Genomic DNA, 15,923 nt, shown 5'->3' with positions numbered 1-15,923 from the left:
CCCTTATTCCCTACTCTATTAGTAGCAATATAGCTCTTTGTAGCGAGAGCGCAACGGGGACCTTCGCACGGCTGACGAACCGCTCTCGACGCGCCATCATGGGATTTCCGTGGCAGGAGGACAGTGCCCCCTGCCGTCGGGGCCAAGCCCATGATTGGCACCTGCCAGGTTCAACGTTCGGATAAGTTGATCGTTACTCCCCTGCTCCAGCCGGGGAGGCGTCACACGGTGCATCGGCCGTGGTCCTCCGGGAGGGACGAAGTCCATGCAGGCTCGCGTCAACGCCGCCCTCGTCGGGCGGGAGGACGCGTTGCGGGCCTTCAGGTTGGCCGTCGACGAGTCGTCGTCCGGCCGGTTCCGCTTCGCGGCGGTCGTCGGTGACCCCGGTGTGGGCAAGACGCGCCTGCTCGGCGAGCTCTGCGCGACGGCGACCGGCCGCGGGCTGACCACGCTGACCGGCCGGGCCGCCGAGTTCGAGCAGCAGCTGCCGCTCAGCCCGTTCATCGACGCGCTCGACGACCACCTCGACGAGCGCGCGGCCGAGCTCGCCGCCCGGATGCCGCCCGGGCAGCTCCACCTGCTCGCCGCCGCCCTGCCCTCGCTGGCCGCCGCGCTGCCCGCCGAGACGGTGGCGCCCGCCGGGGAGGAGGAGCCCGACGCCGACCGCACCGGCCTCGGCCGCTACCGCCTCTACCGCGCGATGCGGCACCTGCTGGAGGAGCTGGCCGGCCCGTCCGGGCTGGCCCTCGTGCTGGACGACCTGCACTGGGCCGACGCCTCCTCCATCGAGCTGCTGGACCATCTGGCCCGCCACCCGCCGCGCGGCAAGGTGCTGCTCGCCGTGGCCTACCGCCCCGCCCAGGCGTCCGCCCGGCTCGCCGCGATCGGCACGCACGGCGTCCGGATCTCCGTCTCCCCGCTGACCAGGGACGAGACCGAGCGACTGCTCGGCCCGGAGGTGAGCGCCCCGCTGCGCCGCCGGCTGTACGAGGCGAGCGGCGGCAACCCCTTCTACCTGGAGGCGCTGACCCGCCTCGGCGACGAGCCCGCCATGGACGACGCCGCGGACGGCGAGCTGCCGCCCGCCGTGTGGGCGGCGCTCCAGGTCGAGCTCAGCGGCCTGTGCGCGACCACCCTGCTCGCCGCCCAGGGGGCCGCGGTCGCCGCCGACGAGTTCGAGCCCGGCGTCGTCGGCGTCGCCACCGAGATGCCGGTCGCGGAGGTGCTGGGCGCGCTCAACGAGATGGTCGCCCGCGACCTCGTACGGCCGGCCGCCGCGGGCAGGTTCCGCTTCCGCCACCCCCTCGTGCGCAGGGCCGCCTACGGCTCGGCGGCCCCCGGCTGGCGGTACGGCGCGCACGCCCGCCTCGCCGACCACCTCCAGCGCCTCGGCGCCCCGGCCATCGCCAGGGCGCACCACGTCGAGCGCTCCGGCCGGTTCGGCGACCGCTCGGCCGTCGCCACCCTGATCGAGGCCGCCCGCGCGGTCGGCGCCCGCGCCCCCGTCAGCGCCGCCCACTGGCTGGAGGCCGCCCTCCAGCTGCTGCCCGACGCGCCGGGGGCGGGCGAGTCCGAGATGCACGACCGGATGGAGCTGCTGCTGGAGCTCGCCAGGGTGCAGAGCGTCAGCGGCCGGATGGCCGAGGGCAGGGACACCGCGCGGCGGCTGCTCGGCCTGCTCCCCGCCGGCGACCACGTCCGCAGGGCCAGGGCGGCCCGGCTCTGCGCGCTGATGGAGCGCCAGCTCGACCGGCCGCACGAGGCCCGCGCCCTGCTGCTGGACGAGCTGCGCCAGATGCCCGAGCCGCAGGCCGCCGCCGCGGTGCCGCTGCGCATGCGGCTGGTCGCCGAGAGCCTGATGCGGGTGGACTTCCGCGCGGCCCAGGCGGTGCTCGACTACATGCCCGACGCCGCGCCGGACTGGGCGCCCGGCCTGGAGATGGGCGTCGCCGCGCTGCGGCCGATGCCCGCCTACGCCGCCGGCCGGATCGGCGACGCCGTGCACTACGTCGAGGCCGCCGACCGGCTCGTCACCGCGGCCCCCGACGACCACCTGGCCGAATGGCTGGACGCCATCGCCTGGCTGTGCTGGACCCAGACCAACATGGGGCAGTACGCCGGCGCGCTGCGGAACTTCGAGCGCGCGATCGCCGTGGCCCGCTCGACCGGCCAGGCCTACATCCTGACCAACCTGCTCGCCGGACAGGCCAGGACCTACACGATGCTCGGCCGGCTGGCGGAGGCGCGCGCCACCGCCGAGGAGTCCGTCGAGGACGCCCGGCTGCTCGACTCGGGCCAGCAGCTCGTCTTCGCCCTCACCCAGCAGTGCCTGGCCGCCTCCTGGTCCGGGGAGGACAAGGCCGCCCTGCGCGCGGCGGACGAGGCGATGGGCGCCGGGGTCGGCGATGGCGAGGTCTGGGGCGCGATGGCCCGGTCCGCGCGGGGCGTCGCGCTGATCAACGCGGGCCGGGTCAAGGAGGGCGCGCAGGCCGTGGTGGAGGCGTGCAACAACTTCGAGTCCCCCCGGCTGGACCTCGGTTCGCTGCTGGCGTGCTGCGAGACGCTCGCCTACGCGCACGCCGTGCTCGGCGACACCGGGCAGGCGGCCCTGTGGGCGGGCCGGGCCGAGCGCCTGACCCACGACGACCTGGCCGGGTTCGCCGGCCTGAGCCGGCTCGCACGGGCGCACGCGCTGCGCAAGGAGGACCCCGCGGGCGCCGCCGCCCTGGCGCTGGAGGCCGCGGAACTGCTCGCCGCGGACGGCCGGCGGATGGAGCAGGGACGCGCCCTGCTGGCCGCGGGCTCCGTGCTCGGCGAGGCGGGCGACCGGGCGCAGGCGCTCGACCGGCTGCGCGCCGCCTGCGAGCTCTTCGACGAGTGCGGGGCGCGCTCCCTGCACGCCCAGACCCTGCGCGAGCAGCGCCGCCTCGGCGTGCGCGTCCCCGGCGGCGGCACGGCGGCCAAGGACGGCACGCCGTACGGGCTGTCGCCGCGCGAGCTGGAGATCGCCCAGCTCGTCTCCGAGGGCCTCACCAACCAGCAGATCGCCGAGACGCTCTTCCTCAGCGTGCGCACCGTGGAGACCCACCTGTCCCGGGTCTTCACCAAGCTCGGCGTCTCCTCCCGGGTCCGCGTCGTCACGGCCCTCAACAACCGCGACTGACGCCCGGCCGGCGAATCGGCGGGGACGGTGCACGGCCGCGCCCACGTCGTGCGAGTTGCCGATCGGCTTGGTGCCCGGCAGCGTGACCGGTCCGTCGCCGGACACGTGGCTCCTGAGGCTGTGGCTCCCCCGCGGGCGCGGCGGAAAGGCCCAGCTCACCGGGGTGGCGGACGCCCGGCCGGAAATTCCCGGCGGGAACCGCGAACTCGCGGGCGCGCATCGGGGTCTCAGAGTACGGGTTTTCCACGATGCCCAGATGTACGGGGCGGTTGGCATCGTTGTGTCCGTTCGGCGTTCTGGAGGAGCAATGGGGTATCGCATTCCGCGCTTCACACTCGGCGGGGTGCCCGACGCGGAGGTGTCGGTGCATCCGTTCACCACCGATGACGACCTCGGGCTGAAGCTGACGAGGTTCCTCCGCGAGGAGGGGGACGACGTCGTGCTGCTCGTGCACGGCCTGACCTCCTCCAGCGACATCTTCGTCATGCCGGAGATCCGCAACATGGCGACCTACCTGCTGGACAACGGCTTCGGGGACGTGTGGACGCTCGACTTCCGGATGAGCAGCCACTTCCCCTACGACCTGGAGACCCGCGACGACACCCTGGACGACATCGCGCACTACGACCACCCGGCCGCGTTGCGTGAGATCCGCCGGCACGTGGGGGCCCGGCGGATCCACGTGATCGCGCACTGCCTGGGGTCGCTGTCGTTCAGCATGGCGTTGTTCGCCGGCACCGTGGACGGCGTGGCCACCCTGGTGGCCAACAGCGTCTCGCTGACGCCGCGGGTCTCCCCGTGGGCGCGGGTGAAGCTCGCCTTCGGGGCCACCGCGTTCGAATACCTGCTCGGCCTGCCGTACCTCGACCCGCGGTTCTCCGACGCGCCCGTGCTCACCCGCAGGTGGCTGTTCGCCCGCGCGGTGTCGTTCTTCCATCCCGAGTGCCGCGAGCCGGCCTGCCACATGCAGAGCTTCATGTGGGGGAGCGGCCGGCCGGCGATGTACCGGCACCGCAACCTCGCCAGGGAGACGCACACGCACGAGCGGCTCGCCGACCTCAACGGCGCGACCGGCACGCACTACTACCGGCACATCCGCAAGATGGTGGCCGCCGGGCACGCGATCCGGCGCGACCCGGGCGACCCGCGGCACGCCGCGCTGCCGCAGGACTACCTGGAGCGGGCCGCCGAGGTCGAGACGCCGGTCCTGCTTCTCACCGGCGACCACAACGACGTCTTCACCGACTCCAACATCGTCACGCACCGGAAGCTGGAGCGGGTCGCGCCCGGCCGCCACGAGCTGCAGGTGCTTCCCGGCTACGGGCACATCGACCCGATCATCGGCAAGGACGCGCACGTCGACGTCTACCCGCGGATCGTGGACTTCCTGAAGAGGCGGGCCGCCTGACATGTCCGCGCGAGAAGGCCGGGAGCACGCCGACGCCGTGGTCGTCGGGTCGGGGTTCGGCGGCTCCGTCGCCGCCTACCGGCTCGCCGAGGCGGGCCTGTCGGTGGTGCTCCTGGAGCGGGGCGGCGCCTACCCGCCGGGCGGCTTCGCCCGCAGCCCCGCCCAGATGAGCCGGGCGTTCTGGGACCCGGCCGCCGGCCTCTACGGGATGTTCGACGTGTGGGGGTTCCGCGGGTTCGACTCGGTCGTGGCCAGCGGGCTCGGCGGCGGGTCGCTGGTCTACGCCAACGTGCTGCTGCGCAAGGACGAGCACTGGTTCGTGCGCGACCACCCGCTGCCCGGCGGCGGCTACGAGCACTGGCCGGTGACCCGCGCCGACCTCGACCCGCACTACGACGCGGTCGAGGCGATGATCGGCGCGACGCCGTACCCGCTGGAGCGGCCGGCCTACGCCGGCACCGCCAAGACCCGCGCGATGCAGGACGCCGCGGCCGAGCTGGGCCTGGACTGGCGGCTGCCGCCGCTCGGGGTCAGCTTCGCGCCCGAGCCCGGCGCCGAGCCCGGCATCGGGCTGCCGATCGCGACCCCCGCCTACGGCAACCTGCACGGCGTGCCGCGCCGGACGTGCCGGCTGTGCGGCGAGTGCGACATCGGCTGCAACGACGGCGCGAAGAACTCCCTGGACCACACCTACCTGTCGGCCGCCGCCCACCACGGGGCGGACCTGCGCACGCTGCACGAGGTGCGGGCGATCCGGCCCCGGCCGCGCGGCGGCTACGAGGTCGACTTCGCCGAGCACCTGCCCACCGCGGAGGGCGACCGGGTCGGCCCGGCGCGCACCATCACCTGCGACCGCCTGGTGCTCGCCGCCGGCGCGTACGGCACGGCCTACCTGCTGCTGCGTTCCCGGGCGGAGTTCCCGGCGCTGAGCGGCGCCCTGGGCACCCGGTTCTGCGGCAACGGCGATCTGCTCACCTTCCTGATGCGGGCCACCGACCGGGGCCGCGCCCGGCCGCTGGACGCGAGCCGCGGGCCGGTCATCACCAGCGCGATCCGGCTGGCCGACGACGTGGACGGCCACCCGGGCGCCGGCCGCGGCGGCTACATCGAGGACGGCGGCTACCCGGCCTTCGTGGACTGGATGGTGGAGGGCGCCGACGTCGCCGACGTGGCGTCCCGGGCGGCGAAGTACCTCGCCGAGCGGTTCCTCGCCTTCTTCGACTCCGCGCCGGACACCAACCTGTCCAGGGAGCTGTCGGAGCTGATCGGCGCGGGGGCGCTGTCGGTCAGCTCGCTGCCGCTGCTCGGCATGGGCCGCGACGTCGCCGACGGGGTGCTGCGGCTGCGCGGGGACCGGCTCGACGCCGAATGGTCCACCGAGACCAGCGCGGCCTACTACGAGCGGCTGCGCAAGACCATGCAGCGGATCGCCGACGTGCTCGGCGCCGAGTACGCCGACAACCCCGCGTGGTTCCGCCGGCGGATCGTCACCGTGCACCCGGTCGGCGGGGCGCCGATCGGGCGGCATCCCGGCGAGGGCGTCTGCGACGCCTACGGCGAGGTCTTCGGCTATCCCGGCCTCTACGTCGCAGACGGCGCGGCGATGCCGGGACCGGTCGGCACGAACCCGTCGCTGACCATCGCGGCGATGGCCGACCGGATGTGCACGCGCCTGCTGGAGACCAGGCGCGACGGCCTGATGACGGGGAGCGGCCCGGTGGGCGCCACCACCGGGCCGGCGGGTAGGGGGGGTGACGCGGCGCGCGATCGCGGCCGGGCCGACGGCTGTGCGGACCCGGAGGTCCGCCGCGATCGCGCGCCGCAGTCCTCCACCACCCTGGCGGCGGCCACGTCGCTGTCCTTCACCGAGGACATGAGCGGGTTCTACGGGGCGGGGGTGCGCAACCCAGGGCGTACCGGGGAGCGGTTCTCGATGCGGCTGACGATCACCGCGGACGACATCGATCGCTTCCTGGACGAGCGGGAGCATCTCGCCCGCGCGGAGGGATGGATAGACGCCGCAGCCTGCGGGGGCCGGCGTCCCGTCGAGCGGGGCTGGTTCAATCTGTTCGCGCCCGGTGGCGCGCCGGATCGCCGCCTCATGCGATACCGGCTGCACTTCGCCGACGGCGAAGACCGGCCCCGCACCCTCTCCGGCTGGAAGAACGTCTTCCACGGTCCTCCGGCCGACATCTGGCCGGCCACCACCACGATGTACTTCCGGCTCCTCGACGGGCACGTCCCCGAAGGGGAGGACGCCACGGCGGCGATCGTGGGCGCCGGCACGCTGACCATCGAGCTCGGCGACTTCGTCCGCCAGCTGCTGTCCTTCAGGACCGAGGGGCCCGACGGCCTCGACGCCCTGGAGCGCTTCGCCCGCTTCTTCGCCGGCAACCTGTGGGACGTCTACGGCCCCGCCGCCGGCCGGTGACTGTCGGTGCCGCCACGTAGGGTGAGTTCATGGCGGATGCGCAGGTCATGGTGGTCGCCGGGCACGAGGTGCGGATCACCAGCCCGGACAAGGTGATCTTCCCAGAGACCGGTCACACGAAGCTCGATCTGGTGCGTTACTACCTGTCGGTGGCTCCGGGCGCGCTGCGGGGGGTCGAGGGGCGGCCGATGATCCTCAAGCGGTTCCCGCGCGGCGTCGGGCAGGAGGCGTTCTTCCAGAAGCGGGCACCGGACCGGCGGCCCGGCTGGATCGAGGTGGCGGAGCTGCGCTACCCGTCCGGGCGCACGGCCGAGGAGGTGGTGGTCCGCGACCCGGCCCAGCTCGCCTGGGTGGTCAACCTGGGCTGCGTCGACCTCAACCCGCACCCCGTGCGCGCCGCCGACCTCGACCATCCCGACGAGTTGCGGGTCGACCTCGACCCGGTGCCCGGGGTGGAGTGGGCGCAGGTCGTCGACGTCGCGCAGGCGGCCAGGCAGGTGCTCGCCGACTTCGGCCTCACCGCCTGGCCCAAGACCTCCGGCTCGCGCGGCTTCCACGTCTACGCCCGGATCGAGCCCCGCTGGACCTTCCCCGAGGTGCGCCTGGCCGCCGAGGCGGTGGCCAGGGAGGTCGAGCGCAGGATGCCCGGCGCCGCCACCAGCCGCTGGTGGAAGGAGGAGCGCGAAGGCGTCTTCGTCGACTACAACCAGAACGCGCGGGACCACACGGTCGCCTCGGCCTACTCTGTGCGGCCCACCCCGGACGCGCGCGTCTCCACGCCGCTCACCTGGCCCGAGGTCGGCGGCTGCCGGCCGGAGGAGTTCACCGTCGACACGGTCCCGGCGCGGTTCCGGGAGATCGGCGACCCGTGGGAGGGCATCGAGGACGCCCGGGGCTCGCTGGACCTGCTGCTGGCCTTCGCCGAGTCGCTGCCGCCGCAGGAGCCCACCCGCAAGGGCGGCATCCCGGTCGTCGAGGTCGCGCGGGCGCGCACCAAGGAGGAGGCGCTGGCCGGGCTGGAGCGCTGGAAGACCCGGCACGCGCCGGTGGTCGCGCACCTGCGGCCCGCCGACGTGCTGGTCGACTCGATGCGCGGCCGCAGCTCCACCTGGACCAGGATCCGGATCAACCTGCGGCACGTCCCGCAGGGTGAGCGGCCCCCGCAGGAGCCGCTGGAGGTCGACTACGACCCCTGGGCGCAGGGCGGTTGACAGGCCCGGGTGGACCGGCGCGCGAGCGGGTAGGGAGAATCGACCCACGACCTGACATGAGGAGCTTTCATGGTGCACGAGCGCGCAGGAACGCCCGCCCTTGCGTCCGATCTGGTGGACGTCGCCCGGCTCGTGACGGCCTACTACGCCCGGCGTCCCGATCCGTCGGTCGCCGGGCAACGGGTCGCCTTCGGCACCTCCGGACATCGCGGATCCTCGCTGAACACCGCCTTCAACGAGGAGCACATCCTCGCCACCAGCCAGGCGATCTGCGAATACCGCGCCGGGCAGGGCGTCACCGGGCCGCTCTTCCTCGGCGCGGACACCCACGCGCTGTCCCAGCCCGCCCTGGTGTCCGCGCTGGAGGTCCTCGCCGCCAACGACGTGACCGTGCTGCTCGACTCGCGCGACGGCTACACGCCGACCCCGGCGGTCTCGCACGCGATCCTCACGCACAACCGGGGCCGGACGACCGGCCTGGCCGACGGCGTGGTGGTGACGCCGTCGCACAACCCGCCGGCCGACGGCGGGTTCAAGTACAACCCGCCGAACGGCGGCCCCGCCGACACCGACGCCACGTCCTGGATCCAGGAGCGGGCCAACGCGCTCATCGCCGGCGGGCTGAAGGGGGTCAGGCGGATCCCCTACGAGCGGGCGCTGGCCGCCGCCACCACCGGCCGCTACGACTTCCTGGGCGCCTATGTGGACGACCTGCCCTCCGTGGTGGACGTGGAGGCGATCCGGTCGGCCGGGGTGCGCATCGGGGCCGACCCGCTGGGCGGGGCCAGCGTGGCCTACTGGGCGGAGATCGCCGACCGGCACCGGCTGGACCTCACGGTGGTCAACCCGGCCGTGGACCCCACCTGGCGGTTCATGACGCTCGACTGGGACGGCAAGATCAGGATGGACTGCAGCTCGCCGTACGCGATGGCGTCCCTGATCGGCAACCGCGCGGCCTACCAGGTGGCGACCGGGAACGACGCGGACGCCGACCGGCACGGCATCGTCACGCCGGACGCCGGGCTGATGAACCCCAACCACTTCCTGGCCACCGCGATCTCCTACCTCTACGCCCACCGGCCGGGCTGGCCGGAGGGCACCGCCGTGGGCAAGACGCTGGTGAGCAGCAGCATGATCGACCGGGTGGCCGGCGGGCTCGGCCGGCGGCTGGTCGAGGTGCCGGTCGGGTTCAAGTGGTTCGTCGGCGGGCTGCTGGACGGGTCGCTCGGGTTCGGCGGCGAGGAGAGCGCGGGCGCGTCCTTCCTGCGCAGGGACGGCTCGGTGTGGACCACCGACAAGGACGGCATCGCGCTCGCCCTGCTCGCCTCCGAGATCATCGCCGTCACCGGCGAGTCGCCCAGCGAGCTCTACGCCGGCCTGACCGCCAAGTACGGCGAGCCCGCCTACGCCCGCGTCGACGCCCCGGCGACCCGCGAGGAGAAGGCCGCGCTGGGCAGGCTGTCGGCGGACGACGTCACCGCCGGATCCCTGGCCGGGGAGCCGATCACGGCGGTGCTGACCTCGGCGCCGGGCAACGGCGCCCCCGTCGGCGGGGTGAAGGTCTGCACCGAGAACGCCTGGTTCGCCGCCCGCCCGTCCGGCACGGAGGACGTCTACAAGATCTACGCCGAGTCCTTCAGGGGGCCCGGGCACCTGGCCACGGTGCAGGAGGAGGCGAAGGCCCTGGTCACGGCCACGCTGGGCGCTTCCTGACCTGGCCCTACGCCAGGGGGGTGATCCGCGTGGAATGTGCCCTTGTACAGGGTAGTAGCGTCGGATCATGCGACTCGGAGTCCTCGACATCGGTTCCAACACGGTGCACCTGCTGGTGGTGGACGCGCACAGGGGAGCGCGTCCGCTGCCCGCGTTCTCCCACAAGCTGGATTTGCGGCTGTCGGAGCACATGGAGGACGGCGAACTGCTGTCCGAGCGCGGGGCGGCCCGGCTGCGCGAGTTCGTGGACCGGTGCGTGAGCGTCGCGGAGGACAAGGGCGTGGAGGAGCTCATGGCCTTCGCCACCTCGGCGGTGCGCGACGCCACCAACGGCGAGGAGGTGATCTCCGAGATCAGGGACGAGACGGGGGTCGCCATCCGGCTGCTGTCCGGTGACGAGGAGGCGCGGCTCACCTTCCTCGCCGTCCGCCGCTGGTTCGGCTGGTCGGCCGGGCGGCTGGTCGTCTTCGACATCGGCGGCGGCTCGCTGGAGATCTGCGGCGGCACCGACGAGGAGCCGGACGTGGCGGTGTCGCTGCCGCTGGGCGCCGGGCGGCTGACCCGCGACTGGCTCGGCGCCGACCCGCCCAGCCCCGACGAGGTCAGGAGGCTGCGCAGGCACGTCAGGGCCGAGATCGCCCGCACGGTCGGCGGCGTGGCCCGGTACGGCAGGCCGGACCGGGCGGTCGCCACCTCCAAGACCTTCAAGCAGCTCGCCAGGATGGCCGGCGCCGCGCCCTCCAGCGACGGGCCCTACGTGGGCCGCTCGCTGTCGCACGGCGACCTGACCCAGTGGACCGAACGCCTCGTCCGCTCGACCGTCGCCGAGCGCGCCCAGCTCCCCGGGGTGTCGGAGGGCCGCGCGGCGCAGCTCGCGGCGGGCGCGATCGTCGCCGACGCGGTGATGGACCTGTTCGAGGTCACCCGGCTGGAGGTGTGCCCGTGGGCGCTGCGCGAGGGCGTGATACTGCGCCGGCTCGACGCCATGGCGGCGCCCTCGCTCATCGCGACGTCCCCGATCCTGCCCTGAGGGAGACCCTGGCTCGCCCCTGACTTCCGCTCCGCGGCCCGCCACGGCGGATCCGCGGAGTCTACCGTTGCGGGCATGGGAAGAATCCTCATGGTCGTCGCGGCCGTCGTGGTCGGTTTCGTGGTGCTCGGCTGGCTCGTGAGCCTGCTCGGCACGCTGCTCAAGTGGGCCCTGATCGCCGGGCTCGTCGTCCTCGCGGTCGGCGGCGTCTCCAGGCTGGTGCGCGCCCGCCGCGCCTGAGCCGCGCATCCCACGGCCCGTCCCACGGCCCACGCCTGCTGCCGGATCGCCGGGGTAGGGGAGGGGCGTGCGGATCAACGTGGGGACCTCGGGATGGATGTACGCCGACTGGCGCGGCCGGTTCTATCCCGAGGGCGTGCCGCGAAGGCTGTGGCTGGAGCGGTACGCCGAGTGCTTCGGCACGGTGGAGAACAACAACGCGTTCTACCGGCTGCCCTCGGCCGAGACGTTCGCCGGCTGGCGGGAGCGGACCCCGCCCGGGTTTGTCATGGCGGTCAAGGCCAGCCGGTTCCTCACGCACGTCAAGCGGCTGCGCGAGCCGGGTGAGCCGGTGGAGCGGCTGATGGCGGCGGCGGGCGGCCTCGGCGACCGGCTCGGCCCGATCCTGCTTCAGCTCCCGCCGAGCCTCACCGTCGCGCCGGCGCTGCTGGACGACTGCCTGGCCCGCTTCCCGTCCGGGGTGCGCGTCGCCGTCGAGCCCCGGCACGACTCCTGGTGGACCGAGGAGGTCCGCGAGACACTGTCCGCGCGCGGCGCCGCCCTGTGCTGGGCCGACCGCCTGGGCCGCCCCCTGATCCCGCTGTGGCGCACCGCCCGCTGGGGCTACCTCCGGCTGCACGAAGGCCGCGCCCGCCCGCTCCCCTCGTACGGGGACGCCTCACTGGCCTCCTGGCTGCGCCGGATCGGGAATGACTGGGACGAGCTCTACGTCTACTTCAACAACGATCAGGGCGGCGCCGCCGTACGGGACGCCTCGCGCTTCGCCGGGATGGCCCGTGAGGCGGGGCACGAGCTCGGCCCGCCGCTCCCCGCGGGGGACGGGAGCGGGGCCCGCCGCTCCCGGGCGGCCGGGGCCGCGCGCTGAGCGCGGGCGCGTGCGGAGCATAACGATCAAAGCGATATAGGTTTATGACCATTAGGTCCGGATGAAACGGGCACCATCGCCCTCAGGCGAGGGAGGTATGCGGCGATGTGGTTGACCCTGTTGCAGGTGGCCGCGAGCATCGGCATCATCGCGGTGCTCGTCCTGGTGGCGGTGGTGGTGATCTCGTTGGTGACACTGCTGTCGCTGGCCGTGCTGGCGAGCACCACCGGGAGGCGGGAACGCCCCGCCGTCCGGGAGTCGGCGCCGGCGCGCCCGCCCGCCGACGGGTCGCCGTCCGGCCGCTCCCGGCGCCCCGCCGGGCCGGGGAACCGGGCGGGCGGCGCGTTCGCCGCCCACGGTTCCCTCAGTGCCGCGCCAGGGGGCGGTGCAGCGACTGGGCCGGCGCGTCCGCGCAGAAGTGCAGCGCCTTCGCCACGCTGACCCGGGTTCCGCCGCCAACGTCGGCGACGTCGAGCTCGTCGGCGAGCGCCCGCATGATCTGCAGACCTCTGCCGTTCTCGGCTACGGTGCTGGATGGTTTGACGGCACCGGGATCGAAGCCACCGCCCGCGTCGGTGATCTCTATGACGCACCTGTCGTCCTCGACCATCGCCTGGACCGTGTACTCCACGCTGGGCACGGCGTGCCGCACGACGTTCGAACATGCCTCGGACAGGATGATCTGGATGTCGTCACGGATCTGGGGGACGACGCCCAGAGTGCGGAGGGTGGCATCGAGGAGGCGCCTGATGAGCGGGACGCTAGACGCGTCTCGCGGCAGTTGCAGTGCGATCCTCGTATACACATGTTTTCTGCTGCCCCGGCGACGTTCGGTTAACCCTCACACCTCGGGGATCTGTCCCAGGTCGGCCCTCCGCCCGCCTTCGTCGATCATCTGGTTCAGGGTCTCCACCAGCTCTTCCTGCTCGTAGTCGCCCTCGGGCAGCCAGTCGAAGTAGACCATCAGATCGGACGGCAGCTCGGCGGCGACCATGCGCTCGCGGATGTCGCTGCGGTTGACCCGCTCCTGGGCGGTGTAGAGCCCGTCGATGAGGTTCTTGAGGTGGATGACCTGCGTGTTCTCTGTCATGCGACGGTGTTTCCCGCCGCTGGGCCCCGCAACCCGAATGGAACGTTTTAATGCCACATCCCATAGCTGTGGAAGGGGGCCCGGGCGGGTTGGCGTTCTCCGGGTTGATTCGTTTTAATCGGGGGCTATGAGCATCTACGCGGCCGTCGACCTCGGAGCCTCCAGCGGCAGGATCATGACCGTCGAGCTGGCCGGCGGCTCGCTGCGCCTGGCGGAGGCGCACCGGTTCGCCAACCGCCCGGTGCGCGCCGCCGGCACCCTGCACTGGGACGTCCTCGCCCTCTACCAGGGAGTGCTCGACGGGCTGCGCAGGGCCGGGCCGGAGCTGGCCTCGATCGGCGTGGACTCCTGGGCCGTCGACTACGGCCTGCTCGACGAGGCGGGACGGCTGATCGGCAACCCGGTGCACTACCGGGACGAGCGGACCGGCGGGGTGATGGAACGGCTCGTCGCCGAGCTGGGCGCGGACACCCTGTATGGGACGAGCGGCCTGCAGTTCCTGCCGTTCAACACGGTCTACCAGCTCCTCGCCGACCGCCTGGACGGCGCGCGGACGATGCTGATGATCCCCGACCTGCTGACCTACTGGCTGACCGGCTCGATCGGCGCGGAGGCCACCAACGCCTCCACCACCGGCCTCTACGACGTGCGCGAGCGCGCCTGGGCGTGGCCGCTCATCGACCGGCTCGGCCTGCCGCGGCGGATCTTCGCCCCGCTCCGCGAGCCGGGCGCCCCGGCCGGGACGCTGCGGCCGGACCTGGCCGAGCTCGGGCTCGGCGCCGTCCCGGTCACCGCGGTGGCCTCGCACGACACCGCCTCCGCGGTGGCCGCCGTGCCCGCCGCCGGTGAGCGCTTCGCCTACATCTCCTCGGGCACCTGGTCGCTGGTGGGGGTGGAGCTCGCCGCCCCGGTGCTGTCGGAGGCCGGGCGGCTGGCCAACTTCACCAACGAGGGCGGCGTGGACGGCACGATCCGGTACCTGCGCAACGTCATGGGCCTGTGGATCCTCCAGGAGTGCGTGCGCGTCTGGGGCGGACCGGACCTCGGCGAGCTGCTCGCCGCGGCGGCCCAGGCGCCGCCGTTCGCCGCGGTCATCGATCCCGACGACCCGGTCTTCCTGCCGCCGGGCGACATGCCGGCCAGGATCGCCGCCTTCTGCGAGCGCACCGGCCAGCGGCCCCCCGCGGACCGCGCGGCGCTCGTGCGGTGCGTGCTGGAGAGCCTGGCGCTGGCCTACCGCCGCACCCTGCGCGACGCCGTACGGCTCAGCGGCCATCCGGTGGAGGTGATCCACGTGGTCGGCGGGGGAGCGCGCAACGCGCTGCTGTGCGAGCTGACCGCGGCGGCCTGCGAGCTGCCGGTGCTGGCCGGCCCGGTCGAGGCGGCGGCGCTGGGCAACGCCCTCGTCCAGGCCCGCGCGCGCGGCGAGGTGGGCAGCCTGGCCGAGCTCCGCGACCTCGTACGGCGGGCCGAGCCGATCACGGTCTACGAGCCGGCCGCGACCACAGTGGGCTGGGACGACGCCGAGGCGCTGCTCGGTTCACGGTTCTCCTGAGGATCTCCTCCGGGATCTTGCCGGGAGGTTGTCCCGGTGACCCGCCGTACGAGAGCATCCTGATTTGTAACACGTTCTCGTCATATTTCTGGAGATGGCGCTATGCGTACCACACCCCCCTTCCGTGCCGATCATGTCGGCAGCCTGCTGCGGCCGGAGGCGCTGCTGGCGGCCCGGGACGACTTCGCGGCGGGGCGGATCGACGCCGCCGCGCTCAAGGAGGCGGAGGACGCCGCGATCCGCGAGGTCGTGCGGGCGCAGGAGGAGGTGGGCCTCCGGTCGGCGACCGACGGGGAGTTCCGCCGCAACTCCTGGCACATGGACTTCATCTACCAGCTCGGCGGGATCGAGAAGTCCGAGGAGCGCATCTCGGTGCGCTTCGAGAACGAGAACGAGACCCTGGAGTTCGCGCCCTCCGGGCTGCGCGTCACCGGCAAGGTCGCGCTGGACCAGACCATCTTCGGCGACGCCTTCACCTTCCTGGGCGAACAGGTGACGACGGCCACGCCCAAACTGACCATCCCGTCGCCCAACATGGTCCACTACCGCGGCGGGCGGGCCTCGATCGACCCGGCGGTCTACCCCGACATCGAGGAGTTCTGGACCGACCTGAGCGCCGCCTACGCCGAGCAGGTGCGCCGGATCGGCGAGCTGGGCTGCACGTACCTGCAGTTCGACGACACCAGCCTGGCCTACCTCAACGACCCCTCCCAGCGCGCCGAGGTGGAGGCGCGCGGCGAGGACGCCGAGCACCTGCACCTGCGTTACATCCGGCAGATCAACGCGGCGCTGGCCGGGCGGCCGGAGGGCATGTCGGTGACCACCCACATGTGCCGGGGCAACTTCCGCTCCTCCTGGGCCGCATCGGGCAGCTACGACTTCGTCGCCGAGGCGCTGTTCGGCGAGCTGGGCGTGGACGGGTTCTTCCTGGAGTTCGACGACGAGCGGTCGGGCGGCTTCGAGCCGCTGCGCTTCGTGCCGCCGGGCAAGATGGTCGTGCTCGGCCTGGTGACCACCAAGCGCGGCGAGCTGGAGTCCAAGGACCGGCTCAAGCGGCGGATCGAGGAGGCGTCGAAGTTCGTCGACCTCGACCAGCTCTGCCTGTCGCCGCAGTGCGGCTTCTCCTCCACCGTCGAGGGCAACGCGCTGACCCGGGAGGAGCAGCTCGCCAAGCTGCGCCTGATCGTGGAGACCGCCGAAGAGGTCTGGGGCTGAGC

The 15,923-nt window shown here is 73.2% G+C and carries 12 protein-coding genes; 10 read left to right on the top strand and 2 right to left on the bottom strand.

What is annotated here, in order from left to right; all coding sequences use genetic code 11:
* Nucleotides 1-265: 265 nt before the first annotated feature.
* The 8 genes from QSK26_RS08475 to QSK26_RS08440 all read left to right on the top strand — a co-directional run bounded on the left by QSK26_RS08475 (nucleotide 266) and on the right by QSK26_RS08440 (nucleotide 12,061).
* Entirely contained in the window at nucleotides 266-3,163 is a 2,898-nt protein-coding gene (locus QSK26_RS08475; protein ID WP_285774442.1) for an ATP-binding protein, read from the top strand.
* Between the two features lie 307 nt (nucleotides 3,164-3,470).
* Nucleotides 3,471-4,571 (top strand): alpha/beta hydrolase, encoded by a 1,101-nt coding sequence (locus tag QSK26_RS08470; protein ID WP_285774441.1) that lies wholly within the window; start codon nucleotides 3,471-3,473, stop codon nucleotides 4,569-4,571.
* Nucleotide 4,572: 1 nt separating this feature from the next.
* The gene (locus QSK26_RS08465; RefSeq protein ID WP_285774440.1) at nucleotides 4,573-7,002 is read left to right on the top strand and encodes a GMC oxidoreductase; all 2,430 of its coding nucleotides are present in this window, start codon (nucleotides 4,573-4,575) and stop codon (nucleotides 7,000-7,002) included.
* Nucleotides 7,003-7,031: 29 nt separating this feature from the next.
* Nucleotides 7,032-8,213, top strand: a complete 1,182-nt coding sequence (gene ligD / locus QSK26_RS08460; RefSeq protein ID WP_285774439.1) for a non-homologous end-joining DNA ligase — start codon at nucleotides 7,032-7,034, stop codon at nucleotides 8,211-8,213.
* 69 nt (nucleotides 8,214-8,282) lie between these two features.
* On the top strand, nucleotides 8,283-9,926 hold the full coding sequence (gene pgm / locus QSK26_RS08455; protein WP_285774438.1) for a phosphoglucomutase (alpha-D-glucose-1,6-bisphosphate-dependent): 1,644 nt from the start codon (nucleotides 8,283-8,285) through the stop codon (nucleotides 9,924-9,926).
* A gap of 67 nt (nucleotides 9,927-9,993) precedes the next feature.
* Nucleotides 9,994-10,956, top strand: coding sequence for a Ppx/GppA family phosphatase (locus QSK26_RS08450; protein WP_285774437.1), 963 nt, complete (start codon nucleotides 9,994-9,996; stop codon nucleotides 10,954-10,956).
* Between the two features lie 75 nt (nucleotides 10,957-11,031).
* Nucleotides 11,032-11,196 (top strand): hypothetical protein, encoded by a 165-nt coding sequence (locus QSK26_RS08445; protein ID WP_285774436.1) that lies wholly within the window; start codon nucleotides 11,032-11,034, stop codon nucleotides 11,194-11,196.
* A gap of 67 nt (nucleotides 11,197-11,263) precedes the next feature.
* Nucleotides 11,264-12,061, top strand: coding sequence for a DUF72 domain-containing protein (locus QSK26_RS08440; RefSeq protein WP_285774435.1), 798 nt, complete (start codon nucleotides 11,264-11,266; stop codon nucleotides 12,059-12,061).
* A 364-nt stretch (nucleotides 12,062-12,425) separates the two neighbouring features.
* Here the strand turns inward: QSK26_RS08440 and QSK26_RS08435 are convergent, their stop codons facing one another.
* Both QSK26_RS08435 and QSK26_RS08430 read right to left on the bottom strand, forming a co-directional pair.
* A complete protein-coding gene (locus QSK26_RS08435) occupies nucleotides 12,426-12,866 on the bottom strand; it encodes an ATP-binding protein (RefSeq protein ID WP_285774434.1) in 441 nt (146 codons plus the stop codon).
* Between the two features lie 36 nt (nucleotides 12,867-12,902).
* The gene (locus QSK26_RS08430) at nucleotides 12,903-13,151 is read right to left on the bottom strand and encodes a hypothetical protein (protein ID WP_285774433.1); all 249 of its coding nucleotides are present in this window, start codon (nucleotides 13,149-13,151) and stop codon (nucleotides 12,903-12,905) included.
* A 127-nt stretch (nucleotides 13,152-13,278) separates the two neighbouring features.
* Between QSK26_RS08430 and QSK26_RS08425 the strand changes: the two genes are divergently transcribed.
* Complete coding sequence (locus QSK26_RS08425; RefSeq protein ID WP_285774432.1) at nucleotides 13,279-14,706, top strand: rhamnulokinase; 1,428 nt, start codon at nucleotides 13,279-13,281, stop codon at nucleotides 14,704-14,706.
* Nucleotides 14,707-14,808: 102 nt separating this feature from the next.
* Nucleotides 14,809-15,921 carry a 5-methyltetrahydropteroyltriglutamate--homocysteine S-methyltransferase gene (locus tag QSK26_RS08420; protein WP_285774431.1) on the top strand — a complete coding sequence of 371 codons (1,113 nt, stop codon included), beginning with the start codon at nucleotides 14,809-14,811 and terminating at the stop codon, nucleotides 15,919-15,921.
* Nucleotides 15,922-15,923 lie beyond the last annotated feature (2 nt).

Origin of the sequence: Microtetraspora sp. NBRC 13810 (assembly GCF_030268685.1) — a bacterium.
GTDB lineage: Bacteria > Actinomycetota > Actinomycetes > Streptosporangiales > Streptosporangiaceae > BSRQ01.
This window is presented reverse-complemented; position numbering and strand designations above follow the sequence as displayed.